Origin of the sequence: Bradyrhizobium sp. 2S1, from assembly GCF_011516625.5 — a bacterium.
Classification (GTDB): domain Bacteria; phylum Pseudomonadota; class Alphaproteobacteria; order Rhizobiales; family Xanthobacteraceae; genus Bradyrhizobium; species Bradyrhizobium septentrionale.
In genome coordinates, this window is the sequence record NZ_CP147717.1 from 8148890 (window position 1) to 8173199 (window position 24310).

Consider the following 24310-nt stretch of genomic DNA (forward strand, 5'->3'; position numbering starts at 1 on the left):
ACGACCTGTCACCGGTTCAATGGAATTCTCTGGCTGCGTCGTCGGCATGTCGGGAAGGAATAGATGGTGCAACTCGTCAAGTCATCTGCCCCGCTGGTCAACTCGGGGACCCAATTGCGATCCGTCACTCAAGCCGGTCTTTATCACAGGCAAGCGAACGTCGTCCCGCAAAGCAGGACGGTGAGCCGTCCGGACGGACTGAAAATCGGCTCTGCTCACGGACCGGTGACCGGCCGATGAATCGCCGCGAACTCCTGATCGGCGCGGCCCTGACGCCGATGGCGCACTGGATGGTGCCGAGGCCGGTTGCCGCCGCGCAAGGCGCGAGCATTTCGTCGCAAATGCTTCGGCGAACGCGCCCCTCGGATCCAAAATGGCCGTCGGCAGCCAGTTGGAACCAGCTCAACGACCAGACCTGGGGGCAGCTGATTGCGGTGAAGTCGCCGCTCGTGGCCTGTCAGGACAATCCTGCCGGCGCTGCTTGCCGCGATGTGTTCAAGGGGCTCAAGAATCCCTACTACATCGGCGACGACGCGGCGCTGACCCAGACCACGGGCTATCTCGACGCCTGGGCGTCGCAGCCGAGCGTCTACGCGGTCGCGGCGCGCAAGACAGCCGATGTCGTCGCTGCCGTCAATTTCGCCCGCGACAACAATCTGCGGCTGGTCGTCAGAGGCGGCGGCCACTCCTATCTCGGCACATCGAGTGCACCGGACTCGCTGATGATCTGGACACGGGCGATGAACGACATCACGCTGCACGACAGCTTCGTCGCGCAAGGCTCTGAGGATCCGCCGCAGCCGGCCGTCTCCGTCGGCGCCGGCGCGATCTGGATGCATGTCTACAACGAGGTGACGACGCGGGGTGGCCGCTATGTCCAGGGCGGCGGCTGCGGCAGCTATTCGAAGAACTACGGCACCGCCGCGGCGAGCCTGCTGGAAGCCGAAATCGTCACCGCGGACGGTGTCGTCCGGATCGCAAACGCCCGCAGCAACCCGGACCTGTTCTGGGCCTTGCGCGGCGGCGGTGGCGGCACCTTCGGTGTCGTCACCCGCCTCACCTTGCGGACCCTTGACCTGCCCGAAATCTTCGGCTTCGCCTCCATGACGATCCAGGCGGCATCGGGGGCGTCATTCCGCAAGCTCGTCGGCACGTTCGTGAATCTCTACGCCGATCGCCTGCATACCCGCCATTGGGGCGAGATCGTCAACATCAAGCCCGGCAATTTGCTCGACATCCAGCTCTCGTTCCAGGGGCTGAGCAAGCAGCAGGCCGACGAGCTGTGGCAGCCCTTCATTCGCTTCGTTGCCGAGGCCGGGGGCGAATTCACCTTCACCCGTTCGCCGTCGATCCGCAGCGGTCCGGCAACGCACCGCTGGGACGCCGCCTATATCAGGCAGCGCGCGCCGCAGGCGATCCTGTCCGACGACCGTCCCGGCGCACCGGCGGAGAACGTGTTCTGGGCCGCCAATCTGAGCGAAGCCGGGCATTTCATCCACGGCTTTGAATCGCTCTGGCTTCCCGCCTCACTGCTGGGCGGTGTGGAGCGCCCGCGGTTGGTCGAAGCGCTGCTCGCAGCCGCACAGCATGCGACAGTCGAGCTGCACTTTCAGAAAGGGCTGGCCGGCGGATCGGAGGCTGCCATCGCCTCGGCGAAAGAGACCGCCACGAACCCCGCTGTCATCGACGCCTTCGTGCTCGCAATCATCGCGAGCGAGGGACCGCCGGCCTATTCCGGCCTCAGCGGCCACGAGCCTGATCTGGCTGACGCACGCAAGAATGCCGCGGCGATCGCGAAGGCAGTCGGCGAACTCAGAAAGGTCGCACCGGATGGCGGTGCCTATCTTGCGGAAAGCAGCTTCTTCGAACCTAAATGGCAGCAGGCCTATTGGGGGGCGAACTACAAGCGGCTTCTGGAGATCAAGCAGCAGTACGATCCGGCCGGCCTGTTCTTCGTGCGGCACGGCGTCGGTAGCGAAGGCTGGAGCGACGACGGATTTGCGCGGTTGGCGGCACATCAATAAGGGGCCGAAACGACCGACGAACGAATCCGCCCCCTGACCGCGTTTTAAAACGACCTCAGCTTGCCAAATATTCCTTCGGTATCCGTCTCACCACTGATACCGCACCACGCCCTTGCCGGCGTAGCTTGAGGTGACGTCGGAGAACTCGCCTTCGAACGTCGCGGCGGCCGACCAGCCGTTTCGCCATTTCATCTCGACCGATGCCGTGGTCAACGCAGAGTTGCTTGCCTGCGCTGCGCCGTTGACGACAAAGCTCGCGCCGGGCAGCGCCTGGAAGGTCGCCGCGATCGCGCGGTTGGGATCGTAGTCGTGCGCCCAGCCGAAGCGGGTGCGCAGCGTCAGGACGCCGTCCTGCACCGGGAAGGACTTGTCGGTGCGAAAGCCGAGTTCGCTGCGCGTGTCGGTCACGCTCTTGCCGGCATAGCCAAGCGCAAAGGTCGGCAAGCCCGAGATCACCCGTTCGGCATAGGCCGGCAGATCGAAGGTCGTGAACTGGCCCGCGGCGTAAGGCGTGATACCGACGCCGCCGGTCCACGGCGCGGCAAAGCGATAGCCGCCTTCAATCCTGCCCGAATACGCGTTGGCATCGAACTCGGCGCGTAGCTGGTCGATGCCGGCGGCCGTCACGGTGCGGTTGGTGGTGATGTCCTGCCAACCGTAAGCGAGCGCTGCGGAAATATAGGCCGGTCCTTCGGTGTGACGGACATAGACGCCGGCCTGGAACAGATCGGATCGGCCGCCGCCGCTGTTGGCGACGGAGAAGTTGGTGCCGCCGCCGGCAATTGCAAATCCCGCAATGGTGTTCGGCGAGAACAGATAATCGGCGCCGATCGCGGTGCCATAAACGCTACTGGTGGTGTTGTTCGATCCGACAATGGCGTTGCCGCTGGTCGATTGCGAACCGCCGAAGCCGGCGGCCCAGACGCTCCAGCGCTGCACGAACGGTACGGGCGGCGCCTTGGTGAACATCGCGAATGCATCGGTCTTCCTGGCTGCGGCATAGGCGCTGGCACCGCTCTCCTCCGCATAGCCCGAAGCGCCCGGGGCCGTATCGGCTCCGCCGTTCCGGTTCATGAACGGATCGGTCAACACGCCCATGAACAGGTTCATGGCATCGAACGTCGTCTGCTGCGAGCCGGTGGCCAACTCGCCGGAGGCCTGCGTCAACCCCGCCGGCGCGAGCGTACCGAAGACCGTCGGAATGCCGCCGGTCGTGTTGAAGAAATTGACCAGCGTGTTGGCGACGTTTTGCTGGTTGATGAAGAGGCCGCCGCCAAAGTTCGGAGCGGAAGGCGGCACGAAGTTCAGCGTCAGATTGAGGTAGGCGTGGGTGGCGTCGTAGCTCAGCGTGTCGCTGAAATTCGCCGGCAGATTGCTGTTGGCGAGCGAGCCGAAGGTACCGCTGACGCTGCCGGCGCTGAGGATCGTGTATTGCTTCGAGATATAGCTGCCGTTGGCGAACACCGCATTCACGGCAGCGCCGCCGAGCGTCGCTGTCCCGCTGACATTGGTCGACGCTGTAAGTGTCGGCGTCACCTGAACCAGATAGATCGCGCCGGATTGAAAGGCGAGATTGCCATTGACGGTCAGCGTGCCGGTCGGGTTTGCGGCATTGCCGGGCGCCAATGTGCCGCCGCTCATGATGGTTGTGGCCGCCGGATCAACGCCGCCGCGCAAGGGGGCGCTGGAATTGGCGACCAGGTTGTTCACCAAATCCGTGCCGCCGGTGATGGTTACCCCGCCGAGATTGCTGTTTGCCAACGTGAACGTGGCGCCGCCATCTCTCCCAGCGGTGACCGTTGCACGACCGACAACGCCGGTGCCGCTCAGGGTGCCGCCGGAATTGACCGTCATGTTCGATGAGCTGGCGATCGAGCCGTCCACTTCCAGCGTGCCGCCGTTGACGGTGGTCGCGCCGGTGTAGGTGTTGATGCCGGCCAGGATCTGCTTGCCGCCGGTGATCGCCACGCCGCCGCCCGCTCCGCCGTCCTGGATGATGCCGGCAAACGTTCCGTTCGCATTGGTGAAGGTAAGTGTGTGGGCGCCCAGATTCACCACGCCGGCGCTGGTGCCGGAAAGACCTGCGATCGAGCCATCGCCGGCGCGACCCGCAATGTCAAAGTAGCCGTTGTTGATCACGGCCTTCGAGGACGCGATGCTGCCGGCGCCGGTCAGAAACAGTTCGCCGCCGCTGTTGATCGTGGTGAGGCCGGTAAAGGTATTGACGCCTCCGAAGGTCGCCACAGCGCCATTGGCGATCGTCACGTTGCCGCCGGCGCCACCACCGATGCCGCCATCCTGGATGGTACCGTTGAACGGGCCTACGTGGGCGGTGATGGTCAGTGTCTTGGAGCCGAGGGAAATGGCGCCGAGGCCGGTCGGATCATAAAGGCCGGTAACGCTGGCGCCGCTGTTGGTCTGCGAAATATCAAGTGTTGCAGGAAGCAAGCCCGATGCAAAACCAAGATAGAGCGAATTGGCGATCGAGCCGCTTCCTTTAAGTGCCAGCGTCGCGCCGCCATCGATCTGGGTGACGCCGGCATAGCCATTGACACCAGACAAGGTCTGAATGCCGCCAGCGATTTCCAGGGCGCCCCCGCCATTGATCGCGCCGGAGAATTCCGTTGAACCGCCGGTAATGACCAGTACTTTGGTGCCAAGCACGACCGATCCGCTGCCCGCCAGTGTCGTGATCGCACCGAAGAGAAGCGCCTGCGCCGAAATATCGAATGTGCCGTTGACCGTCACGACACTCGAGCTGGAAATATCGCCACTACCGGACAACGCGAGCGTTGCGCCAGCGTTGATCGTGGTCGCGCCCGTGTAGTTCTCGGCTGCCGCTAGCGTCAGCGTGCCGCCGCTGCCGGAGTTGGCGATGGTCACTCCGCCGGTGCCGGTGAGTTGCGTCCCGAGCGTCACGGCATTGCCGTTATAGTCGAACGTCGTGCCGCCGGAGCCGATTGCGTTCAGCCGGCCCGAGATATCGGCCGTATTGCCGCTCGCCCATTGCAGGCCGCCGCCGTTGAGCGTGATGTGGCCCGAGCCGAAATTGCTCGCTGCGTTGAAGTTGATCAGGCCGCCGCTCACGGCCGTGCCGCCCGAATAGGTGTTTGCCGCCGTGAGCGTGAGCGTACCGGTACCCGACTTGCTAAGGCCCCAACTGCCGGCGTTGGCACCGGTGCCGCCATTGCCGGTCTGGTCGGCGATAACATCGGAGATGGTTTGGTTCTGCCCGGCCGCGGGACTGAAGGTCAGCGTCCCGCTGCCCTGCAGGAACAGACCCGAGCCGAAAGCCGAGCCATTGCCGGCGCCGACACCGCCAGCGCCGCCACTGACGCTGTTGCCGTTGACGGTGAAGGCCCCCGAAACAATCAGCGTTCCACCACCCTGGACAAATACGGCGCCGCCCGCGCCAAGCCCGCCACCCGCACCGCCTTGGGAATCGTTACCGCCATTGCCTGCGCCGAAGCCGCCGAGACTGCCACACGTCTGACCGGAATTGCCGCTTTCGCCACCGCCGCCACCGCCGAAGCCGCCAGAACCGCCGCCGCCGCTCAAGCCTCCGACGGAGGTAGCAGCGCTGCCGCTGATCCCGCCGCCGCCGCCGCCAGAGAGGCCAGCCCCCTCGGCCCCGCCGCCACCGCCGCCTCCATTGGCGCCCCCTACGCCTGGTGTAGCACCGCTCGCGGGGTCGGTAACGCCGGCGCCACCGCCGGCGGCGCCGACAACGATGCCGGCAGCACCGTTGCCACCCGCCGAGCCAGTCTGGCCGGCCCCGCCGTTGGCGCCGAGGCCAATCCCGCCACCGCCGCCACCACCGAAATTGCCGCCGCTGCCGCCATTGCCGCCGAGCCCGCCGCCACCTCCGCCACCGGCGACGGTTGAGCCGTAATTGCCGCCGTTACCGCCATTAGCCTGATTGCTGGCGAGTGAAACATTGCTCACTGTGACGTTGGCGCCGCTGGCGACGAACAGCGCGCCGCCGGCGCCCATCCCGCCGCCGCCCCCGCCATCAAGACCGCTGCCGCCATTGCCGCCCTTGGCCACGGCGTTCTGGATCGTCAGATTGTTGACCGCGACGGTGCCCGAGTAGACGAACAATCCGCGCTGCACGCCGCCGCCATCGAGCGTGAAGTTGCCGCCGTTGATCGTGACATTGCTGCTTGAATTGATGACCGGCAGCGTGGTCGTGCCGGTCAGCGTGATGTTGTTCGTGATGTTGAGCTGGTAGCTGGTGCCCGGATTACTGTCGATCGTCGTCAGCGCGGTGACGAGGCTCGTGGCATCGCTGGCGGTCAGCACCGTTTGCGCATGCGCTGATGTCCCGAGCGTAACGACCAGTGCGAGAGTTACAGCAACCCGTTGCAAACGGGGGAATCGTAAGCGCACGCACATGGCATTCCAAATTCCGGCCGCGCGTCACGCGGCAACCAAAACGCCTCAACGCAATTTACCCTCCGACACATTCTGCCGCACGACCAAAAGACAACGATGGATTCGAAAGCCATTTGATGTGCCTTCTGCGCCACACAATCTGCAATTGCATCGCCGCCAGCGTCCGATGCCAAGCGTCCGACGCCGTCATGTCAGCTTGCCGGTATATTTCTCCAGCGCGGCCCAGGCGTCGGCGCCATAGGTCTTCTGCCACTGCGTGTAGAAGCCGGCCTTCACCAAGGCGGCCCTGAACTGCACCGGATCGGGCTTGTTGAAGGTCATGCCCTTCTCGGTCAGTTCGGCCTGCAGCGAGCGGTCCATCTCGACGAGGTCGGCCCGCTCCTTCACCGCCGCGGCGTCGAACGCAGTGTTGATGATCTCGAGCAGATCGGGCGGCAGGCTCGCCATCGCGCGGCGGTTGCCGATGATCCAGTAGCCGCTCCAGCAATGGTTCGACAGCGCGCAGTATTTCTGCACCTCGTACAGCTTTCCGGTCGAGACCTGCGCCAGCGGATTCTCCTGCCCTTCGACGATGTGGGTCTGCAGCGCCGAATAGAGCTCGCTGTAGGAAATGCTCGACGGCAGCGCGCCGAGCCCGGAGAACAGCGAGGTCAGCAATGCCGTCACCGGCACGCGAATTTTAAAACCCTTGAGATCGTCGACGCTGCCGAGCTGCCGGCTCGACGATGACGTGATCTGGCGGAAGCCGTTGTCCCAGACCTTCTTCATCGGCACCAGGCCGGTCTTGCCGATCGCCTCGCGCACGGTCTCGCCGACGCCGCCGTCCATCGCTGCCCAGACCTGGTCGTAGGACTGGAAGGCGAAGCCGATGCTCGGCAGGCCCGACAGCGGCACCAGGATCGACAGGGTCAGGCTCGGCGCCGCCATCAACTCGATACCGCCGGCGCGGACCTGCGACAGCATTTCGGGATCGCCGCCGAGCTGGCTGTTCGAAAACACCGTGATGTTGACCCGGCCGGCCGACTGCTCGGCCACCGCCTTGGCGGCCTCGACGAGACGGATTGTCAACGAGTGGGTTTCCGGGGTGTCAACGCCGAGCTTAAAATCGAACTCGGCGGCGGCAACGGCTCGTTTGCCAAACATCGCCGCAGCGACCGCACCAGAGCCAGTTCCCAACAGGCCCCTGCGGGTCATCTTCATTGTTTTCATTATTATTTTTCTCCCAAGCGCTGTCCCGCGCCTGTGCCCAGTTTCGGCTCTCCGCCTCCGTGACGCAAGGCACAGTGAAACCAATCCTCCTGTGGCACGAAACCATTTCAGGGAACTCACGAAACGATCCGGAAACAGATCGGCCTTACCAGTAGCTGCCATAGACGGCGCACAGACGCCCGGAGGCGACCATGAACCACTCGATCCATTCAGCGGACCGCTCGACCCATCTGAAGATTGTGGTCGTTGCCCTCGTTGCCGGCATCGCGGTTGCGGCTTTCGGCATTTCGGCCCGGAACAACGCGGATTTCACCCAGACCGCCCAGACGACCCAGGTCATCAAGGCCGGTAAGCCGGTGGCGATCACCTCGTCGGGCACCTCGACGGTCCGCTAAGATTTCTTCAGGCTTCGGCAAACAGAACGGCCGCCTTCGGGCGGCTTTTTGTTGTGCGCGGCCCCGTCCCATTCCAGCGCAGACCGCCGAAAGATGGTCGCTGAAACCAAACAGCGGCGCGCGAGCCGACCGAACGAAATGCCGGACGAGCCGACCGGAAACCGCGCCAAGCCCCTCCTCCACTACCGGCGTTAACCGCGTTGCACGCCTGATGCCTCGACCGGCAGCCGGTCGTCGCGCGGCGGCACGATCGCGGCCCCTTTCAACACGTCTTGCCCCGCCGGCGCCCCGACGTGGGACAGGCAGAGTTTGGAGGATTGCGATGTCCGTCACCAACCACGCCCAGCCGGCTGCCGGCATCACCGATTATATTGCGATCGCGAGGCCGGACCACTGGATCAAGCATGTGCTGATCATCCCGGGCGTCGCGTTTGCGCTGATCATGTCGCAGACCGGGCCGATCGAGCTAGCGACGCTCGCCGAGCGCCTCGTCATCTGCCTGTTCGTCGCGATGGCGCTGTCGTCGGCGAACTACACCATCAATGAATGGCTCGATGCGCCGTTCGACGCCATGCACCCGACCAAGCGTGCACGCCCGGCGGTGCAGACCGCGATGTCGCCGACCATCGTGCTTGCGCAATACGTTCTGCTCACCGCCGTCGGCATCTTTGCCGCCAACCGGCTCGGCTACGCCTTCGCCGCGACCGCGACCGTTTTTGCGGTGTTCGGCGTGATCTACAACGTGCGTCCGATCCGAGCCAAGGACCGCGCCTTCGTCGACGTCATCGTCGAGTCCCTCAACAATCCGCTGCGCTTCCTGTTCGGCTGGTTCGCCGTGGTGCCGAGCATCGCCCCTCCGGTGTCGATCCTGTTCGCCTACTGGTTCGGCGGCGCCTTCCTGATGGCCGCCAAGCGGGTCTCCGAGCATCGTGCGATCGTCGAGGCCGGCGGCACCGCGAACCTTGCCGCCTACCGGCCCTCCTTCGCGTTCTATACCCATTCGAGCCTGGTCACGAGCTGCCTCGTCTATGCCCAGGGCTTCGCCTTCATGATGGCGATCTTCCTGCTGAAGTACCGCATCGAATATCTCGTCGTCGTGCCGATGCTGATCGCGCTGTTCGCGGCCTATATGCGGCTCGCGCTGACGCCGGATTCCGCCGCGGCGCGGCCGGAGGAATTGATGCGGCAGCCGGCGATGCTGATCGCGGCCGCCGTCACCATGGCGCTGTTCGGTGTCCTGACCTTCGTCGACCTGCCTTGGCTGAACAGCCTGACCAGCTCCGACCTGATCCGTCTCGGCGGGATCCGCTAACATGTCGATCGCAACTCCGTTCGAGACGCCGAAGGCAAATCTCGGTGTCATTGCCATGGCGCTGCTGTTCGCGGGGCTGCTCGTGCTGCTGGATGGTCCGATCTGGCTCGTGAAGCTGGTGCCGACCCAGGACGGGCCGGTGCATCTGGCGCAGGCCGATTTGATCGCCCGGTTCGGCTGGGGCGGCGCGCTGCAAGAGCCGGCGGCGTCGTTCTATCAATGGAATCCGCGGATCGAGCCGAACTCGGCGATCTATCTGCTGCTGGCCGGATTGATCCGGCTGACCGGCGATGCGCTGGTCGCCAACAGCCTGTTCCTCAGCCTCTATGGCCTTGTCTGGATCGTTGCGGCCTTCGCCTCCAGCCGCGCCGAGACCGAGCGGCCGCTGCTGCCGGCGCTGCTGCTGTTGCCGATCGCCTTCGGCGTCTTCATCCATTGGGGTTTTTACAATTTCGCGCTCGGCATCCCGCTGTTCCTGCTGTTTGCGAGTTTTTGGCGCGGCCTCGGCGGGCGCCGCGATGCGCTGGCCTTCGTCGCGACTGCGCTGTTGCTGGCCGCGCTCTATCTGACCCACATCACCTCGGTCGTCGCGGCCTGCCTGCTGCTCGCCGCCGACGGCATCGCGCGCGCGGTCGCGACATTCGAACGGCAGGGCACCAGGGCTGCGGCGCTGCGCCTGCTGCGCGACGGCGTGTGGGCTGCCGCGGCGGCGCTGCCGGTCCTGCTGCTGATCGCAAGCTTCCTGTTCGCCTATCAGAACATTGCCGGCGAGACGGCGAGCACCGCGGGCGGCGTTGCCCAGATCATCCGCCGCATCGTGGCCGCGACCTATCTCTTCACCTTCACCTGGTGGGAGGTGATCGCGCTCGCGCCGGTACTTGGCGCGATCGTGCTGGCAAGTTTCATCGCGCTGCGGCGCTTCGGTTCGGGCGACCTGCTGTGGCCGGTCTTCTTCGTCCTGGTGCTGGCGCTGTCGCTGCTCAATCTCAAGACCGGCTCGGCGCTGCTGTCGGAACGGCTCGCCCCCTATAGCGGGATCGCGATCGTGCTGGCGATCGCAAGCCGCCAGCCTGCGCCGGCACTCTCCCGTGCGCTCTGCCTGGCCGCGCTGTCGGGCCTGATCGGACAGACCGCGGTTCGCGCCGTCGCCTACCAGAGCTGGGCGCCAACGCTGGAGAGCGAGCTCGCCGCCGGCCGCGACAATCCCGGCCAGAGCTTCGCCAATGCCGACCTGATCGCTGAGCGCGACAGCCATCTGTTCGCCTGGCGCATTCGTCCGACCCTGCACGCCGCGCAGACAGCGGCACTCGCGAGCCGCGGCGTCGGCCTGTCCTCGCCGCTGCCCTCGACGCGCTATTTCGGTTACTTCCCGCTGCAATATGTCGAGGCGCGCGATTTCATGCGCGCCACGCCGGATTGGCAGGATGCACCCGATGTCGCCTCGGTCGCCAGGTTCCGCGCCGCCAATCATGGCGCGCCGCAGGTCCTGATCGTCTCGAGCTCCGACCGGGACGGTGTGGCCTTTGCCGACAAGTTCGGCTACCCCGACTGCAAGACCACCGAGACCGGGGCGCGCGAGATCGACGTGTGCAAGGTCGCAACCCGGCTGAGCGCCGCGAATGACTGAGCATCGCCTCGCCGGCGAAACCGCTGCGAAGCCGAAGGACGAGCGCTCCACTGACGGAGCGGGCGCGCTGCTTGGCCTGCCGACGGCGCTGCCCCTGGTGCTCGACCTCGACGGCACGCTGATCAGGGGCGACTTGCTCTATCTGAGCTTCTTCTCGATCCTGCGCCGCAATCCGCTGATCGTCGCGTCATGCGCCGCATGGCTGGTGCGCGGCCGTGCCGCGCTGAAGCGCGAACTGGCGCTGCGCCAGCGTATCGACTGGAGCCGGATCGAACTCCACCAGGACGTCGCAGCACTGGCCGAGCGCGAGAAAGCCGCCGGCCGCCGTATCGTGCTGGCGACCGCGGCCGATGCGCTGCTCGCGGAAAAGCTGGCATCGCGGCTTTCATTTATCGACCAGGTGCTTGCCTCCGACGGCGAACATAATCTCAAGGGCGCCAACAAGGCCGACCTGTTGCTGAAGACGTTTCCCGAGGGCTTCATCTATGCCGGCGACAGCGCCTCCGACCTCGCGGTCTGGGCCCACGCCGCCGGAATCATCACCGTCAATGCGTCTGAGGCCGTGCGCGGCGCCGCAGCCGCGCTCGGCAAATCGACGCTTCACCTGCAGGGCCGCAGCGCCACGGTGAAATCTTAACCGCATCCTAACGCGGTCGTTCGATTGCGATCCGCTCCGCGATCCCAGTTTTAAAAATTGTTCCGTTAAGGTCGGCGTCAACAGAGGCGCAGGCCCACAATGAATTTGCAGCAGCAAGTAATTTCGACCGGCTTCAAGATCATCTGCACGGATTGCGGTAGCCTGGCAATCAAGGTCGCCGATCCGGCGCACGCCTCCGGCGACACCATCATCGAATGTCGCCGCTGCAACGCGGTGCGCGGCACGGTTGCGGACCTGCACGTGCTGGCGCGGCGCGGCCGCGACCTGTTCGAATTCTAACCCGGGCCGCGCCGATGCTGTCAGACCCGAAAACCGCCATGCAGAGCGACGTTCCCCTGGATGTCCCCCTGGAAACGGTGTGGTCGATCCTCGAGGCCGCCAACGAACTGGGCGACACAAACACGGTCGACGCCTGCCGCCGCGTCATCGACGCCAATTTGCGCGGCGACGCGCCCGGACAGCCCGACCTCGCCGCGATTGCCGCATTCTTTGCCTGATTGAGGCAACGTGTTGCTGTCTGTAAATTCAATGCGGCGCCGCCGTGACAAAGCGCTGCGCGGAAACACAACAACACAGACCGGGACGTTGCCTGGCCTTGGCTTAACTTTGCGTAACTTGCTTCGTCCAGGGACGACCGGCTAGCTGTCGCGCAGCTTTCGGATTCGGACGGGCCGATGAAATTGACGCGCGACGACCTGATTGTCGGGGTCGCGATCCCCGCCTTCTTCATCCTCAGCATCGCCTCGATGATCGCCTGCGCGCGCGCGTTTCCGGAGATGCATGTCTGGCGATCCGACATCACCGCGCAGGCCATCCTCGGCACGGCCATCATGGCCGTCTTCGTCCCGGCGTTCGTCGCGGGACGATTCAGCTTCGGCTACCTGGTGGGCTTCTCGCTGCTGTCGGCCGTGTTCGGCTTCGTCTGGCTCAGCTTCTTCAGCGCGTTCGATTATCCGCACGCCATCGCGCGCTGGGCCATGATCGCCGCGCTGACTGCGGCGATCATCCCTCTCCTGTTCCAGAATAGTCCCCTTTGGCGGCCCGACCTGTCCGAGGCGACGATCAGGCGCATCGTGGTCCTGCTGCTCGGGGCATCCTTCGCCGTGCTGGTTGCCGACATCTCTTGCGGCGCCAATGTGGGCGATCCCTATGGAGAAGCCCGCAACGCCGTCACACGGCCGGTGCTGCTGAACTATCTGACCGGAATCATCATCGGCGCGGTTCTGCCCTATGTGTTCGCGCATCTTGCGTCGCGCCGGCAATGGCTGGCGGCGGCGGCCGTGTTGCTGTTTGCGCTGTGCTTCTATCCGGTCCTCAACAACAAGACCATTCTGCTGCTGCCGGTCTGGCTGCCGTTTCTGTTCTGGCTGTTCGGCCGGTTCAGCCCGCGGCTGGCGACGGTGCTCGCTTTCCTGATCCCGATGATGATCGGTCTGACAGCGTTCTTTGTTCTCGTTGCCGACAGGGGCTACATCGTATTCGGCACCATCAATTTGCGCTTCGCCGCGATCCCGTCACTCGCCCTGGATCAATACGCCGACTTCTTCGCGCACCGCGAGCTGACGCGCTTCTGCCAGATATCCATCCTGCGGCACATCATCGCCTGCCCCTACGGCGCGCTCGGCCCGACGCTGGGAGCGGTCTATCAGGACGGCAATTTCAATGCCTCGTTCCTCGCCACCGAGGGCATCGCATCGGTCGGTCTTGCGCTCGCCCCGGTTTCGGCGCTGGTCTGCGGCCTGATCCTGTCGGTGGGATCGATGGTCTCGCGCCACCTGCCACCGCGCTTCATCGCGGTTTCCTCTGGCATTGCCGTTCCGACGATCATGAACGTGCCGCTGACGACAAGCCTTCTGTCGAACGGGATCGCGCTGCTGTTCCTGCTGTGGTGGCTGACGCCCGAATGGCGCGAAGAACCATCAGGCGCGCCCGTCGAGCGCGCCGTCATCGGGATCTACCGATCCAATCCAGCTAGCTGAACTTGAACATGCTGGCGTCCAACTGCCCGGGCGCGAGACCTATCAGCCATGCCGCGTTGCCCGCGGCATCGGTGATGATGGTGGTATTGATCCCGGCGACATAGGTTTCGGCTGCCTGGACGTCGGCGTAAGAGTGGAGTGACGTCGCAGCGAAGTTGAGAATGTCGTTCACTCCGCCTGTATTGAAGTCCTGGATGACCATCACCTCGGGTCGCGTGTCGTTGATGTCGAACGTGTCGGTGCCGCCACCGCCCCAGGCATAATCGACGCCGCCGCCACCACTGATGTAGTCGGCGCCCGAGCCCATCAGGAAGACGTCGACCCCTCTCCCGCCGGTGACGGTGTCCCCGCCATTGGAGCCGTAGACATAGTTTTGTCCGGACCCGCCATAGATGACGTTGCCGTCGCTCTCGCCGGACGAAATGAAGATGTTGAGGCCGGAGCCGCCAAACATGGTGTCGACGCCCGTGCCGCCATAGAAGTAGTTGGTGCCCTGGCCGCCAAGCAGTAGATCCGCGCCGGTGTCGCCAAACATCACGTTGACGTCGAAGCTGGTGCCGCCCGATCCCACGACAAGATCATTGCCGTCACCGCCGAACAGGTAGTTGAAGCCGGTTCCACCATAAAGGATGTCGCTACCGGCCTCTCCAAGCAAAACGTCGAGGCCGGCATCGCCGACGAGCAAATCATCGCCGGCCCCAGCGTAGAAATAGTCGTTGCCGTCGCCGCCGTAGCCGACGTCGTCGCCACCATATCCGACCAGGACATCGTTGCCCCCGCCACCGTAGAGAATGTCGTCGCCGGCGCCGCCATAAAGCAGGTCATTGCCCGATGTCCCGGCTCCGATCACCATGATCTGGTCAGAGAACTGCAGGAATTCCACGCCGGAGAGCGTGTCGTCATGGCCGTAACCGACGACCTGGAAGCTTCCGTTGCCGAGGTCGGTCACCGTGAAGCCCGCACGCGTTCCGTCGGTGTAAACTGCGGTATCGTTGCCCGCGCCGCCGCTGATCGTGTTGCTGCCGGTTCCGGGACTTAGCGTGTCGTTGCCGGCTCCGCCATAAAGGACGTCGTTGCCGATTCCTCCGCTCAGATAGTCGTTGCCGTTGCCGCCGGTCAGATGGTCATCGCCGCCATTGCCGTTCAGCGTGTCGCCGCCGTTTCCCGCGAACAGCACGTCGTTGTTCGAGCCGCCCGAGAGGTTGTTCCCGCCCGAATCATCGCCGGCATAGAGCGACCAGCCCTGGCTGTTGGACGCCGACATATCGATAGTGTCGGCCCCCGACGAACCGGTGATCGTGCCGTATGCGTTCACCGTGCCAAAGTTCGATCCGAGCTGCCCGCAGCCGTCAGAGTCAGCGAGAAGGAGGCGCCGCCGCCGAAGCTCACCGTCGTAAAGCTGTTAATCTCAGCCGCTGTCGCCGCAAATGAGGTTGCACCGATCAACAGGGTCTCTACCCCGGTAATGGCTCTGTGGCTCAGGTCAGCGCCGTAAACGGCCAGCGTGTCGTTGCCCGCACCGCCGTCGAAGGTGTCGAAGCCGGCGTCGGCGAACACGAACAGATCGTTGCCGTTGCCGCCGTAATACGCATCATTGCCGCCACCGCCGCCAAGCAGGACGTCCAGGACGTCGTCGCCGTCGCCGCCGTACATTGAGTCGGAGCCGAGGTAGCCATAGAGCGTGTCATTGCCGGTGCCCCCGCTCAGGTAGTCGTTGCCGTTGCCGCCGTTGAGGCGGTCGTTGCCGCCATTGCCGTTCAACGTGTCGCCGCCATTGCCGGCGTTGAGCAGATCGTTGCCGGAGCCGCCCGAGAGGACGTTGCCGCCCGAATTGTCGCCGGCATAAAGCGTCCAGTCGTAGGATTGCGACGACAGATCAATGGTGTCGGCTCCCGACGAGCCGCTGATCATGCCGCCCCGTTCACCGTGCTGAAGTTCGATCCGATGCTGCCCGCAGCCGTCAGGCCGAGTGCGAAGCCGGCGCCGCCGCCGCCGCCGAGGCTCACCGTCGTGAAGCTGTTGATCTCCGCCGCAGTCGCCAGGAAGTAGGTCCCGTTGCCGATCGACAGGGTCTCGATTCCGGTGATCGTGCTGTGGCTCAGATCGCCGCCGAAAATGGCCAGCGTGTCGTTGCCCGCGCCGCCGTCGAAGATGTCAGAACCGGTGTCACCGAACGAGAACAGATCGTTGCCATCGCCGCCGTAGTACGCATCATTGCCGCCACCGCCGCCAGTCAGGACGTCGTCCCCGTCGCCGCCGTACATCGCGTCCGAACCGAGGCCGCCATACAGAACGTCGTTGCGATTGCCGCCATTGAGCACATCGTTTCCGTTACCGCCATTGAGCACATCGTTTCCGTTACCGCCATCAAGTGTCGTTCCGAAATCCAGCGTCTGCCCGTTGACGGTAACCGGCATGGACAGCGCCGTCAGCGTGTCGTCCCCTCCGTAGGCCACGATGCTGTTGATGACTTCATAAGTATCCGACTGGGAGTCATAACTAACGTCAGCGGTAAGCGTCTCGGACGAGTTTGTACCCGTCAGAGTCTTGTAGGTAATGGTCGACATGAAGACCCCGAGGAAATAGTTCGAAATACGGCCTCTACAAAAGGCAAGTGATTGCGCTTATCAACTTCTGATTGTCACGACAAGACAACAAAAGTCGGCCCCGCCCGGAGGCGTATGAAGGCCGGCTCCAGATACCGGAGTGTCCATTTAGTGCTGTGGTGGCTGACGCCCGAATGGCGCGCTCCGCACAGCCCAGGCAGGCCGATCAGCCGACCAGCGTTGCAGGCCTTGCGGCGTCCTGATCCGGGCGAGCATCCCGCTTTATGTGATCACTGCCGGGCCGTCGTCACCCAGCTGCTCCTGCGATAGGGCCAAGGTGGACGACGACACCGGGAGACGATACGCTCTCCATTTTTCAGCGCCCATTTTTCATCGGAGTTTGAAGTGGTTCAGAGCGCGCAGGGAGGGCCGACCGCGTTAGGTCCGGGAAGTGCCGCACCGTGGTTTTCGCAGCAAACGCTTTCGCTTCCGAATTATTCATTCTCAAGTGCCGGCGGCCGCTATCTTGCGCTGTGCTTTCTCGGCAGCGCCGGGGACGACAGCGCACGCGAAGTGATCCAGCAGGTCCTGGACGCAACAGATGTTTTCGACGGGCAGCGCGCGGCGTTTTTTGGCGTGACGATCGATGCGCGGGACAAGGCCAACGAGACGCTGTTCGAGCGAAACGGCATCAGATATTTCCTGGATTTCGACGGGGCTGTCAGCCGCCTCTACGGCGCAGTTCCGCGGGCCTCGGCGCCGGGCGAGCAATCCCGATACAAGCGGATGTGGGTTCTCATCGATCCAACGCTGCGTGTGATGGGTTTGGCTCCGTTCGGGCAGACCGCCGCGCTGATCTCACGCCTGCGCACCCTGCCGCCGCCGGATCGCTGCAGTGGAATACGTCTGCAGGCCCCGATCCTGTACCTGCCGCAGGTGTTCGAGCCGGCCTTCTGCAAACATCTGATCAACCTCTACGAAAGCAACGGCGGCGAAATGTCCGGCGTCATGCGCGAGATCGACGGCAAGACGGTCGGCGTCAGGGATCTCCGGTTCAAGGCGCGCAGGGACTTTCTGCTTGAAGACGCCGAGCTCAGACGTCAGGTCGATCTGCGGATCGAGCGCGCGATCGTTCCCGAGATCGCCAAGGTTCACCAGTTCAAGGCGACGCATATCGAGCGTTATATGGTCGGCTGTTACGACGCGGCCGACAACGCGCACTTTGCGCCGCATCGAGACAACACGACCAAGGGCACTGCGCACCGCCGATTCGCCGTTTCAATCAACCTGAACGACGATTTTGACGGCGGCGAAATTTGCTTCCCTGAATACGGGCCGCAGTCGTTCAAGCCACCCACCGGATGCGCCGTCGTGTTCTCCTGCTCGCTGCTGCACGCCGTCAGCCTCGTCACGCGCGGCAAGCGCTACGCCTTCCTGCCGTTCCTCTACGACCAGGCCGCGGCAGATATCAGGGACGAAAACCGCAGGTTCATTTCAAGGGAGGAACGCTCCGACCACGCGCCGTCCTGACGGTCGATGATCCCAAAGCCAGGCCGCTCGAGGAACAAGGCGGCAAAAACGACTTCAGCGGCGCCCGAGCAAACGCCCTTGGGAACCGCGATCTCTGCTAAGCTATTGAAATAAATGGCGCGAGAGACGGGACTCGAACCCGCGGCCTCCGCCGTGACAGGGCGGCGCTCTAACCAACTGAGCTACTCCCGCGGATGCCGATCATCGGATTGATCCGCGCAGGACCGAGGGCATAAAGGGCCTCTTCCCGTTAGTCAAGGACGTTCCGGATCCCTGCACAGCACGGGCATTTTTGCGCTCAAGGCCCGAGTTGTCGGCTGTTTTCAGGCAAAACGGCGTAGTCAGTAAAGCCCCGAATCAACTAAGGCCTGATAGGTCTGGGTTTCCTGTGGCCGGCCCGGCGCTGCCCGTTCCCAGAACCGGCGGTTTCAGGACTTTTTCGGACGCACTTTTCCCGACGCGAACGGCACGCCATTCGCGCGAAAGCAGCAAGCAATCCAGCCATTCAGCAACGAGGAGGGCCAGACATGGCGAAGAAAGCAGCGACACCGGCGACGATCACGCTGAAGCACCTGGCGGCGGCCATCGCCGAAGAGCAGGAGCTGTCCAAGAAGCAGGCCGAGGCGATCCTGACCGACATGGTCAACCGGATCACCAAGCACCTCAAGAAGGGCGAGCGTATCAGGATCGTCGGGCTCGGCATCCTCCAGGTCCGCAAGCGCGCCGCCCGCATGGGCCGCAACCCGGCGACCGGCGAGCAGATCCACATCAAGGCGAGCAAGAAGGTCGCCTTCCGCGCCGCCAAGGAGCTGAAGGAAGCCGTCTAAGGTTTCGTACTCTCTCCGTTAAGACAAAGCGCCATTCCGGCTCGCGACGCGGCCCCGGAGTGGCGCTTTTCTGTTAAGCTCCCTATTCTCGTCCCCACCCCTGCGCGGTCTTCATGCTGGCACCGGCTCTCGACTTCAAGCACACCGTCACCGAGCGCTTCCTGCGCTATGTCGTGATCGACACCCAGTCCGACCCGGATTCTCCCACCACGCCCTCGACCGAGAAGCAGAAGAATCTCGGCCGCCTGCTGGTCGCCGAGTTGCAGACGATGGGCGTAGCGGACGCGCATCTCGATCCGCATGGCTACGTCTATGCAACGATCCCGGCCAACACCGGCAAGACGGTGCCGGTGATCTGCTTCTGCTCGCACATGGACACCTCGCCCGACTGCACCGGCAAGAACGTCAAGCCGCAGGTCGTGAAGAACTATCGCGGCGGCGACATCGTGTTGCCTGCCGATTCCTCGCAGGTGATCCGCGCCGCCGAGCATGAAGCGCTGGCCGACCAGATCGGCAACGACATCATCACAACCGACGGCACCACTTTGCTCGGCGCCGACAACAAGGCCGGCCTCGCCGAGATCATGGATGCCGCGCATTTCCTGATCACCAATCCGCAGGTGAAGCACGGCACCATCAAGATCCTGTTCACGCCGGACGAGGAGATCGGCCGCGGCGTCGACAAGGTCGACATCAGGAAGCTCGGCGCCGACTTCGGCTACACCATGGACGGAGAGACCGCCGGCCATCTCGAGGACGAGACCTTCTCGGCCGACGGCGCCAGCATCATCATCGAAGGCGTCGCGACCCATCCGGGCTTCGCCAAGGGCAAGATGGAGCACGCGATCAAGATCGCCGCCGCGATCGTCGATCGCCTGCCGAAGCATACCTGCTCGCCCGAGACCACCGAAGGCAAGGAAGGTTTTCTGCATCCGGTCGCGATTTCGGGCGCGCTGGAGAACGCGCGGATCGAGTTCATCGTGCGCGATTTCACCGAGGCCGGCCTGAAGCAGAAGGAAGCCCTGCTCGAAGAGATCGTGCAGGACGTCATGAAGGCGTATCCGCGCTCGACCTACCGCATGGAGGTCAAGCAGCAATACCGCAACATGAAAGAGGTGATCGAGCGCCACCCGCAGATCGTCGCCTATGCAATCGAGGCGATCGAGCGCGCCGGTCTGACGCCGGTGAAGACCTCGATCCGCGGCGGCACCGATGGTTCACGGCTGTCCTTCATGGGACTGCCCTGCCCGAACATCTTCGCCGGCGAGCACGCGTTCCATTCGCGGCTCGAATGGGTCAGCCGGCAGGACATGGAAAAGGCCGTGCAGACCATCGTGCATCTGGCGATGATCTGGGAGGAGCGGGCCTGATCAGGCCCGCGCCGTCACGATCCAGATCGCGCCGGGCAGCGGCACGGCATCGCCCTTCGCGAACGGCGTGAGTGCCTCGCGCATCGATGCGATGGCGGCGGCGCGCACGTCGTCCGGGTGCCCTTCCAGCGCACGGCTGGCCGGCCCGATCTCGAGCGCGCCCTGGATCGCCGCATCCATGCCACCGCCAACAGCGACGTCGAGCTCGACCTTGCAGGGCTCCATGGCAATGCCGGAGAAGCCGGCCTCGCCCAGGATCCGTTTCACCCGCGCCTCGGACGCAAACGAAAACGGTCCGGGATCCTCGGGGCCGAGCTGCGGCAGCTTCGGCACGTGCTTGTAGACCGCCTGCAGCGGCGCCATGAAGAACGGATTCTCGCGCGGCTCCTGCCAACAGGCAAAGGCGAGACGCCCGCTCTTCCGCATCGCCTTGTGCAGATTGGCGAACGACGCCGCCGGATCGGCAAAGAACATCACGCCGAAGCGCGAGGCCAGCAGGTCGAAGCTCTCGGGCGCGAACGGATAGACCGTCGCATCCGCGAGCGCGAACTCGACCGGCAATCCCTGCGGCGCGCTCTGCCGCGCCCGCGTCAGCATCGGCTCCGAGACGTCGACACCGAGCACGTGGCCATCTGGCGCGACTTTCGCCGCCAGCGCAAAGCTCGAGGCGCCGCTGCCGCAGCCGACGTCGACGACGCGCTCGCCGGCTTTCGGCGCGGCGCGATCGATCAAGAGGTCGAGCACCGGCTGCAGCACGATGTCCTGCGCGGCCTGCCTGGTGGCCCAGCGCTGGCCGCCCGGCCCGTTCCAATAGGCAATCTGATCGGCGTTTTGCGGATGGCCTGCGTTCATGCGAACAAAACCTTTGTTGAGAAGCTTCCGGCGAAGCTAACAGCTCGCGCGCGTCGCGGCGCGCAGCATCGGCATCACCTGATAGGTGAATCCGGCGTTGGCCTTGGTGACGGGATCGTTGGCGACGATCTCCTGCGGATCGGCATCGTCGGACAGTTGCAGCACGCCCAACCCCCCAGACGCCGGCGGGATCGGCCACGGGACCGAACACCAGCGCCTTGCCGGCCCGCAGCAATTCGCCGCAATAGGCGACGTGCGCCTGCATGATCGCGGCTTCCTCAGGCGTCATGTCCTGCGGGAAGGTCGGACGCGGGCCGGTCAATTTACAGACGTAATACTTCATCGACCTGGCCCGCGGTCTCGGATTATTTGGCGGCTGCGCTCGTCGGCTTGGCCTGCTTCGGCGCAGGCGTCTTCGCAGTGGTCTTGGCGGCATTCGCCTTCGGCGCGCCCTGCCCATCGCTGCGCGCGATGCCCCAGGGGTCGGTCGGCTTCTGATCCGGCACGCCGCTGAGCGCGCGCTGGTAGGCGCGCTGCTGCCGCTGTTCGTTGGCGGTATCCGCCGGTGACTTCTCGATCTCTTCGCGATAGCGCTGCACATGGTCCTGCGCCAAGGCAGGTCCGGCAATCATGGCAAGAAAAAGAATCGCGGCGAGTTTGCGCATGCATCAGGTTCCCGGTTAGGCTGAGATAATAGCATCGCAGCGAGGTCGATTCCAATGCGCGGCGAGAATGACGATGACAGGAATCATACTTTGGTCCGCAGGGGAACAGCAGTGATCGGTGATGAGCCAGTCCGCCTGCGCTCTTCGAGCTTCGGCGTGACAGCCTTCGCCCTGCGGCACCGAGCAAGTGGGATATTTCTTCGCAAAGGCTGGCCTGCCGAGCCGTAGCCCGCAGGGCGAAGGCTGGTAGGCGGCGAGAGATTCGAACTCCCGACCCTCTCGGTGTAAACGAGATGCTCTAACCAGCTGAGCTAGCCGCCCTTACCTGCGCGCCTCTTTAGCCTCGCCCGCCCCCGAGGTGCAAGGCCGCAAAGCCTCAATCGGTTGGCCGCCCCGGCAATCCCCCGAGATCATTGACCCACGGCGCGGCGGAGCGGCACCAGAGCTGGCGTCGCGGGGTCAATTCGCCGCGCTGGCGAATGTTGCCCCAGCGGATGCCCCAGTCGTCGGGGCCGCCGTCCTCGCCGCTCGTGAACAACGGGGAACCGCAATCGCCGCAGAAATGCTGGAAGCGGATCCGGCCATTGTCACCCCGCTTGCCGTACACTTTCGGCGCGCCTCCGGTCAGCCGGACCTGCTCGGCGGCGCAGATCACCGTGACGCGATAGGGCGAGCCGGTCAGCGTCTGGCAGTCGGTGCAATGGCAGATCGATACTCGTATGGGATCGATCTCGGCCTGATAGGTCACAGCCCCGCAATGGCATTGCCCGTCGATTCGCATCCGCGTTCTCCCAATTCCGTCAAACAAGCGGGCTCCCTGGGGCGTGGTTCCATCGTCTACGGCTCGGCTCCCGCCCCCCTCGGCGAGCAATCCTGGTATCCCGGATCAGCCTAGTTTGGGATACCAACTCGGGATACGCTCGCCGCCAGAAACTCGATCCCGTGCACTCGCCGAGGGACACCCCATGTCGCAGATGCTCCAGATCCACGACCAGCTCCGGGAGATGATCCTCTCGCTCGACCTGGGCCCCGGCGAGCGGCTGACCGAACGCTGGCTGGAGAGCCGGTTCGAGGGGTCGCGCACGCCGATCCGTGCCGCCCTGGTGCGGCTCGAAGGCGAGGAGCTGGTCCGCCGCGACGGCCGCAACTGGATCGTGGCGCCGATCGATCTCGGCGAGTTGGAGGCGCTGGCCGAATTCCGGATTCCGCTGGAGACGACGGCCGTCCGCCTCGCCTGCGCGCGGGCGAGCGCGGCCGACATCGCCGGCGTCGAGGAGATGCTGGATGCCTGCCAGTCCGGCGCACCGCGCGAGGAATGGCACCGCGTCGGCACCGATTTCCATGTCGAGATCGCGCGGCTCTCCGGCAATCCCTTCATCGTCAAGGCGATCGCCGGCGCGATGACCCGGCTGTCGCGGGCACGCTGGCTCGAAGTGTGGACCGAACCCTCGCGCGAGCAGGCCTGGCGCGAGCACCGCCGCATCCTCGGCTTCATCAAGGCCAACGATCCGGATTCTGCCGCGCGCGAGGCTGCCGACCACATCACCGCCACGCGCGATCGGCTGCTGCGTTCGCTGAACGAGGATCGCCGCGGCCTGCGCGCGCGCGGCTTCGCTGTTATCGGACTGCGCTGACATGGACGCTAAAGTATTGGACGTTAAAGTATTGGACGCTCAAGTCATGGACGCCGAAGTCGATCGCGAAGCCATCCTCGACGCCGGCCCCTGGAAGCGCAACCTGATCGTTTGCGTGGTCGGCTCGTTCACCACCATCGTGGGAATGACGCTGCTGCTGCCGTTCCTGCCGCTCTATGTCGAGCAGCTCGGCATATCGGATCATGCCGCCATCGTGCAGTGGTCGGGCATCGCCTATGGCGCAACGTTCTTCAGCGCGGCGCTGACGGCGCCGCTGTGGGGACGGCTCGCCGATCGCTACGGCCGCAAGCTGATGCTGATCCGCGCCAGCCTCGGCATGGCGATTGCCATGTCGCTGATCGGCATGGCGCACAATGTCTATGAGCTGGTCGGCTTGCGGCTATTGACCGGCCTGCTAGGCGGCTACGCCTCGGGCTCGACCGTGCTGGTCGCGGCGCAAACGCCGAAGGCGCGGTCCGGCTGGGCGATCGGCGTGCTGTCGGCCGGCATCATGGCCGGCAGCCTGGTCGGTCCCTTGATCGGCGGCGTGCTGCCCGGGCTGATCGGCATCCGCGCGACCTTCTTCCTGATCGGCGGCGTCATCTTCATCACGTTCCTCGGCACCACCTTCCTGATCCGCGAGGAGGCGCGTCCGAAGACCGCGAAAGGCGCCAAATCGCGCGGCGGCTGGTCGCTGGTTCCGGACAAGCGCCCGGTGATCGCGATGTGGGGAACGGGCCTGCTCTTGATGATCGCCAACATGTCGATCGAGCCGATCATCACGGTCTATGTCGCGCAACTGGTCGAGGCGCCGCAGGTGATTTTCGTCGCCGGCCTGGTGATGTCGGCGGCGGCCTTCGGCAGCCTGCTGTCCTCGTCGCATCTCGGCAAGCTCGCCGATCGCGTCGGCCACTGGCGGATCATCATCATCATCTGCCTTGCGGTCTCGGCGTTGCTGCTGATCCCGCAGGCCTTCGTGATCAGCGGCTGGCAACTGATCCTGCTGCGCTTCCTGATGGGTCTCGCGCTCGGCGGCCTGTTGCCCTGCATCGCAAGCGTGATCCGGCACAACGTGCCCGACGCCGTCACCGGCAGCATGCTGGGCTACTCGATCTCGGCGCAATATGCCGGTCAGGTGATCGGCCCGCTCGCCGGCGGATTCATCGGCGGCCATATCGGCATGCGCGCGGTGTTTTTGGGAACCAGCGTGCTAATGGCGCTCGGGGCGATCGGCAATTTCGTCGTCGAGAAGAAGAAGTAGTCCGGCGCCCGCCCCGCTCCCGGTGG

Annotated in this window: 22 protein-coding genes and 2 tRNA genes; 13 read left to right on the forward strand and 11 right to left on the reverse strand. The window is 64.6% G+C overall.

Features of this window, described 5'->3' with window-relative positions; translation table 11 throughout:
• Positions 1-236 precede the first annotated feature (236 nt).
• Positions 237-2024 (forward strand): FAD-binding oxidoreductase, encoded by a 1788-nt coding sequence (locus HAP54_RS38535; RefSeq protein WP_166296054.1) that lies wholly within the window; start codon positions 237-239, stop codon positions 2022-2024.
• Between the two features lie 87 nt (positions 2025-2111).
• Here HAP54_RS38535 and HAP54_RS38540 read toward each other — a convergent pair whose 3' ends face one another.
• Both HAP54_RS38540 and HAP54_RS38545 read right to left on the reverse strand, forming a co-directional pair.
• Positions 2112-6326 (reverse strand): autotransporter domain-containing protein, encoded by a 4215-nt coding sequence (locus tag HAP54_RS38540; RefSeq protein WP_312022785.1) that lies wholly within the window; start codon positions 6324-6326, stop codon positions 2112-2114.
• 279 nt (positions 6327-6605) lie between these two features.
• The gene (locus tag HAP54_RS38545) at positions 6606-7619 is read right to left on the reverse strand and encodes a TRAP transporter substrate-binding protein (RefSeq protein WP_166306833.1); all 1014 of its coding nucleotides are present in this window, start codon (positions 7617-7619) and stop codon (positions 6606-6608) included.
• Between the two features lie 200 nt (positions 7620-7819).
• Between HAP54_RS38545 and HAP54_RS38550 the strand changes: the two genes are divergently transcribed.
• The 7 genes from HAP54_RS38550 to HAP54_RS38580 all read left to right on the forward strand — a co-directional run bounded on the left by HAP54_RS38550 (position 7820) and on the right by HAP54_RS38580 (position 13599).
• Positions 7820-8023 carry a hypothetical protein gene (locus HAP54_RS38550; protein ID WP_166205418.1) on the forward strand — a complete coding sequence of 68 codons (204 nt, stop codon included), beginning with the start codon at positions 7820-7822 and terminating at the stop codon, positions 8021-8023.
• A 322-nt stretch (positions 8024-8345) separates the two neighbouring features.
• Positions 8346-9335, forward strand: coding sequence for a UbiA family prenyltransferase (locus HAP54_RS38555; RefSeq protein WP_166296057.1), 990 nt, complete (start codon positions 8346-8348; stop codon positions 9333-9335).
• Position 9336: 1 nt separating this feature from the next.
• Positions 9337-10962: a hypothetical protein gene (locus HAP54_RS38560; protein ID WP_166296060.1), complete on the forward strand. Its 1626-nt coding sequence runs from the start codon at positions 9337-9339 to the stop codon at positions 10960-10962.
• Entirely contained in the window at positions 10955-11599 is a 645-nt protein-coding gene (locus tag HAP54_RS38565; RefSeq protein WP_166296063.1) for a haloacid dehalogenase-like hydrolase, read from the forward strand. Before HAP54_RS38560 ends, HAP54_RS38565 begins: the two co-directional genes overlap by 8 nt.
• Before the next feature lie 99 nt (positions 11600-11698).
• Complete coding sequence (locus HAP54_RS38570; protein ID WP_029080746.1) at positions 11699-11899, forward strand: hypothetical protein; 201 nt, start codon at positions 11699-11701, stop codon at positions 11897-11899.
• Positions 11900-11913: 14 nt separating this feature from the next.
• Entirely contained in the window at positions 11914-12117 is a 204-nt protein-coding gene (locus HAP54_RS38575; protein ID WP_166296066.1) for a hypothetical protein, read from the forward strand.
• Between the two features lie 177 nt (positions 12118-12294).
• Positions 12295-13599 (forward strand): hypothetical protein, encoded by a 1305-nt coding sequence (locus HAP54_RS38580; protein WP_166296069.1) that lies wholly within the window; start codon positions 12295-12297, stop codon positions 13597-13599.
• Here HAP54_RS38580 and HAP54_RS38585 read toward each other — a convergent pair.
• From HAP54_RS38585 to HAP54_RS38595, 3 genes are read right to left on the reverse strand one after another with little or no spacing between them, the layout of a single operon-like run.
• A complete protein-coding gene (locus HAP54_RS38585; protein ID WP_166296072.1) occupies positions 13592-14914 on the reverse strand; it encodes a calcium-binding protein in 1323 nt (440 codons plus the stop codon). The genes HAP54_RS38580 and HAP54_RS38585 overlap by 8 nt on opposite strands.
• Positions 14911-15510 carry a calcium-binding protein gene (locus HAP54_RS38590; RefSeq protein WP_166296075.1) on the reverse strand — a complete coding sequence of 200 codons (600 nt, stop codon included), beginning with the start codon at positions 15508-15510 and terminating at the stop codon, positions 14911-14913. The genes HAP54_RS38585 and HAP54_RS38590 overlap by 4 nt, the downstream gene beginning before the upstream one ends.
• Entirely contained in the window at positions 15507-16166 is a 660-nt protein-coding gene (locus HAP54_RS38595; protein WP_166296078.1) for a calcium-binding protein, read from the reverse strand. The genes HAP54_RS38590 and HAP54_RS38595 overlap by 4 nt, the downstream gene beginning before the upstream one ends.
• 384 nt (positions 16167-16550) lie before the next feature.
• On the opposite strand from HAP54_RS38595, the gene HAP54_RS38600 reads away from it, so the two are divergent.
• Positions 16551-17675: a 2OG-Fe(II) oxygenase gene (locus HAP54_RS38600; RefSeq protein ID WP_166296080.1), complete on the forward strand. Its 1125-nt coding sequence runs from the start codon at positions 16551-16553 to the stop codon at positions 17673-17675.
• A gap of 115 nt (positions 17676-17790) precedes the next feature.
• Here the strand turns inward: HAP54_RS38600 and HAP54_RS38605 are convergent.
• Positions 17791-17867 (reverse strand) — tRNA-Asp (locus tag HAP54_RS38605).
• A gap of 311 nt (positions 17868-18178) precedes the next feature.
• Between HAP54_RS38605 and HAP54_RS38610 the strand changes: the two genes are divergently transcribed.
• Positions 18179-18502 (forward strand): HU family DNA-binding protein, encoded by a 324-nt coding sequence (locus HAP54_RS38610; protein ID WP_224497113.1) that lies wholly within the window; start codon positions 18179-18181, stop codon positions 18500-18502.
• A 113-nt stretch (positions 18503-18615) separates the two neighbouring features.
• A complete protein-coding gene (pepT, locus tag HAP54_RS38615) occupies positions 18616-19872 on the forward strand; it encodes a peptidase T (RefSeq protein WP_166296083.1) in 1257 nt (418 codons plus the stop codon).
• On the opposite strand, the gene HAP54_RS38620 is transcribed toward pepT, so the two are convergent.
• The 5 genes from HAP54_RS38620 to HAP54_RS38640 form a co-directional block, all read right to left on the reverse strand.
• Complete coding sequence (locus HAP54_RS38620; protein ID WP_166296085.1) at positions 19873-20724, reverse strand: class I SAM-dependent methyltransferase; 852 nt, start codon at positions 20722-20724, stop codon at positions 19873-19875. It abuts the gene before it with no gap.
• A 36-nt stretch (positions 20725-20760) separates the two neighbouring features.
• On the reverse strand, positions 20761-20889 hold the full coding sequence (locus HAP54_RS38625) for a hypothetical protein (protein WP_283843158.1): 129 nt from the start codon (positions 20887-20889) through the stop codon (positions 20761-20763).
• A gap of 200 nt (positions 20890-21089) precedes the next feature.
• Positions 21090-21389 (reverse strand): hypothetical protein, encoded by a 300-nt coding sequence (locus tag HAP54_RS38630; RefSeq protein WP_166296088.1) that lies wholly within the window; start codon positions 21387-21389, stop codon positions 21090-21092.
• 244 nt (positions 21390-21633) lie between these two features.
• Positions 21634-21710, reverse strand: a tRNA-Val gene (locus HAP54_RS38635).
• 55 nt (positions 21711-21765) lie between these two features.
• On the reverse strand, positions 21766-22170 hold the full coding sequence (locus HAP54_RS38640; RefSeq protein WP_166296091.1) for a GFA family protein: 405 nt from the start codon (positions 22168-22170) through the stop codon (positions 21766-21768).
• A gap of 184 nt (positions 22171-22354) precedes the next feature.
• Here HAP54_RS38640 and HAP54_RS38645 point away from each other — a divergent pair, with 184 nt between their 5' ends.
• Both HAP54_RS38645 and HAP54_RS38650 read left to right on the forward strand, forming a co-directional pair.
• Positions 22355-23023, forward strand: coding sequence for a GntR family transcriptional regulator (locus HAP54_RS38645; protein ID WP_166296094.1), 669 nt, complete (start codon positions 22355-22357; stop codon positions 23021-23023).
• A gap of 46 nt (positions 23024-23069) precedes the next feature.
• Positions 23070-24284, forward strand: coding sequence for an MFS transporter (locus HAP54_RS38650; protein ID WP_166296097.1), 1215 nt, complete (start codon positions 23070-23072; stop codon positions 24282-24284).
• The last annotated feature ends 26 nt before the right edge of the window (positions 24285-24310 follow it).

What these genes read in the sequence shown, in the direction of transcription:
- HAP54_RS38580 (WP_166296069.1), top strand. Translation starts at nt 12,295, where the DNA reads ATGAAATTGACGCGCGACGACCTGATTGTCGGGGTCGCGATCCCCGCC.
- HAP54_RS38620 (WP_166296085.1), bottom strand. Translation starts at nt 20,724, where the DNA reads ATGAACGCAGGCCATCCGCAAAACGCCGATCAGATTGCCTATTGGAAC.
- HAP54_RS38550 (WP_166205418.1), top strand. Translation starts at nt 7,820, where the DNA reads ATGAACCACTCGATCCATTCAGCGGACCGCTCGACCCATCTGAAGATT.
- HAP54_RS38560 (WP_166296060.1), top strand. Translation starts at nt 9,337, where the DNA reads ATGTCGATCGCAACTCCGTTCGAGACGCCGAAGGCAAATCTCGGTGTC.
- HAP54_RS38555 (WP_166296057.1), top strand. Translation starts at nt 8,346, where the DNA reads ATGTCCGTCACCAACCACGCCCAGCCGGCTGCCGGCATCACCGATTAT.
- HAP54_RS38595 (WP_166296078.1), bottom strand. Translation starts at nt 16,166, where the DNA reads ATGTCGACCATTACCTACAAGACTCTGACGGGTACAAACTCGTCCGAG.
- HAP54_RS38590 (WP_166296075.1), bottom strand. Translation starts at nt 15,510, where the DNA reads ATGATCAGCGGCTCGTCGGGAGCCGACACCATTGATCTGTCGTCGCAA.
- HAP54_RS38640 (WP_166296091.1), bottom strand. Translation starts at nt 22,170, where the DNA reads ATGCGAATCGACGGGCAATGCCATTGCGGGGCTGTGACCTATCAGGCC.
- HAP54_RS38650 (WP_166296097.1), top strand. Translation starts at nt 23,070, where the DNA reads ATGGACGCCGAAGTCGATCGCGAAGCCATCCTCGACGCCGGCCCCTGG.
- HAP54_RS38570 (WP_029080746.1), top strand. Translation starts at nt 11,699, where the DNA reads ATGAATTTGCAGCAGCAAGTAATTTCGACCGGCTTCAAGATCATCTGC.
- HAP54_RS38630 (WP_166296088.1), bottom strand. Translation starts at nt 21,389, where the DNA reads ATGCGCAAACTCGCCGCGATTCTTTTTCTTGCCATGATTGCCGGACCT.
- HAP54_RS38535 (WP_166296054.1), top strand. Translation starts at nt 237, where the DNA reads ATGAATCGCCGCGAACTCCTGATCGGCGCGGCCCTGACGCCGATGGCG.
- HAP54_RS38545 (WP_166306833.1), bottom strand. Translation starts at nt 7,619, where the DNA reads ATGAAGATGACCCGCAGGGGCCTGTTGGGAACTGGCTCTGGTGCGGTC.
- HAP54_RS38575 (WP_166296066.1), top strand. Translation starts at nt 11,914, where the DNA reads ATGCTGTCAGACCCGAAAACCGCCATGCAGAGCGACGTTCCCCTGGAT.
- HAP54_RS38565 (WP_166296063.1), top strand. Translation starts at nt 10,955, where the DNA reads ATGACTGAGCATCGCCTCGCCGGCGAAACCGCTGCGAAGCCGAAGGAC.
- HAP54_RS38645 (WP_166296094.1), top strand. Translation starts at nt 22,355, where the DNA reads ATGTCGCAGATGCTCCAGATCCACGACCAGCTCCGGGAGATGATCCTC.
- pepT (WP_166296083.1), top strand. Translation starts at nt 18,616, where the DNA reads ATGCTGGCACCGGCTCTCGACTTCAAGCACACCGTCACCGAGCGCTTC.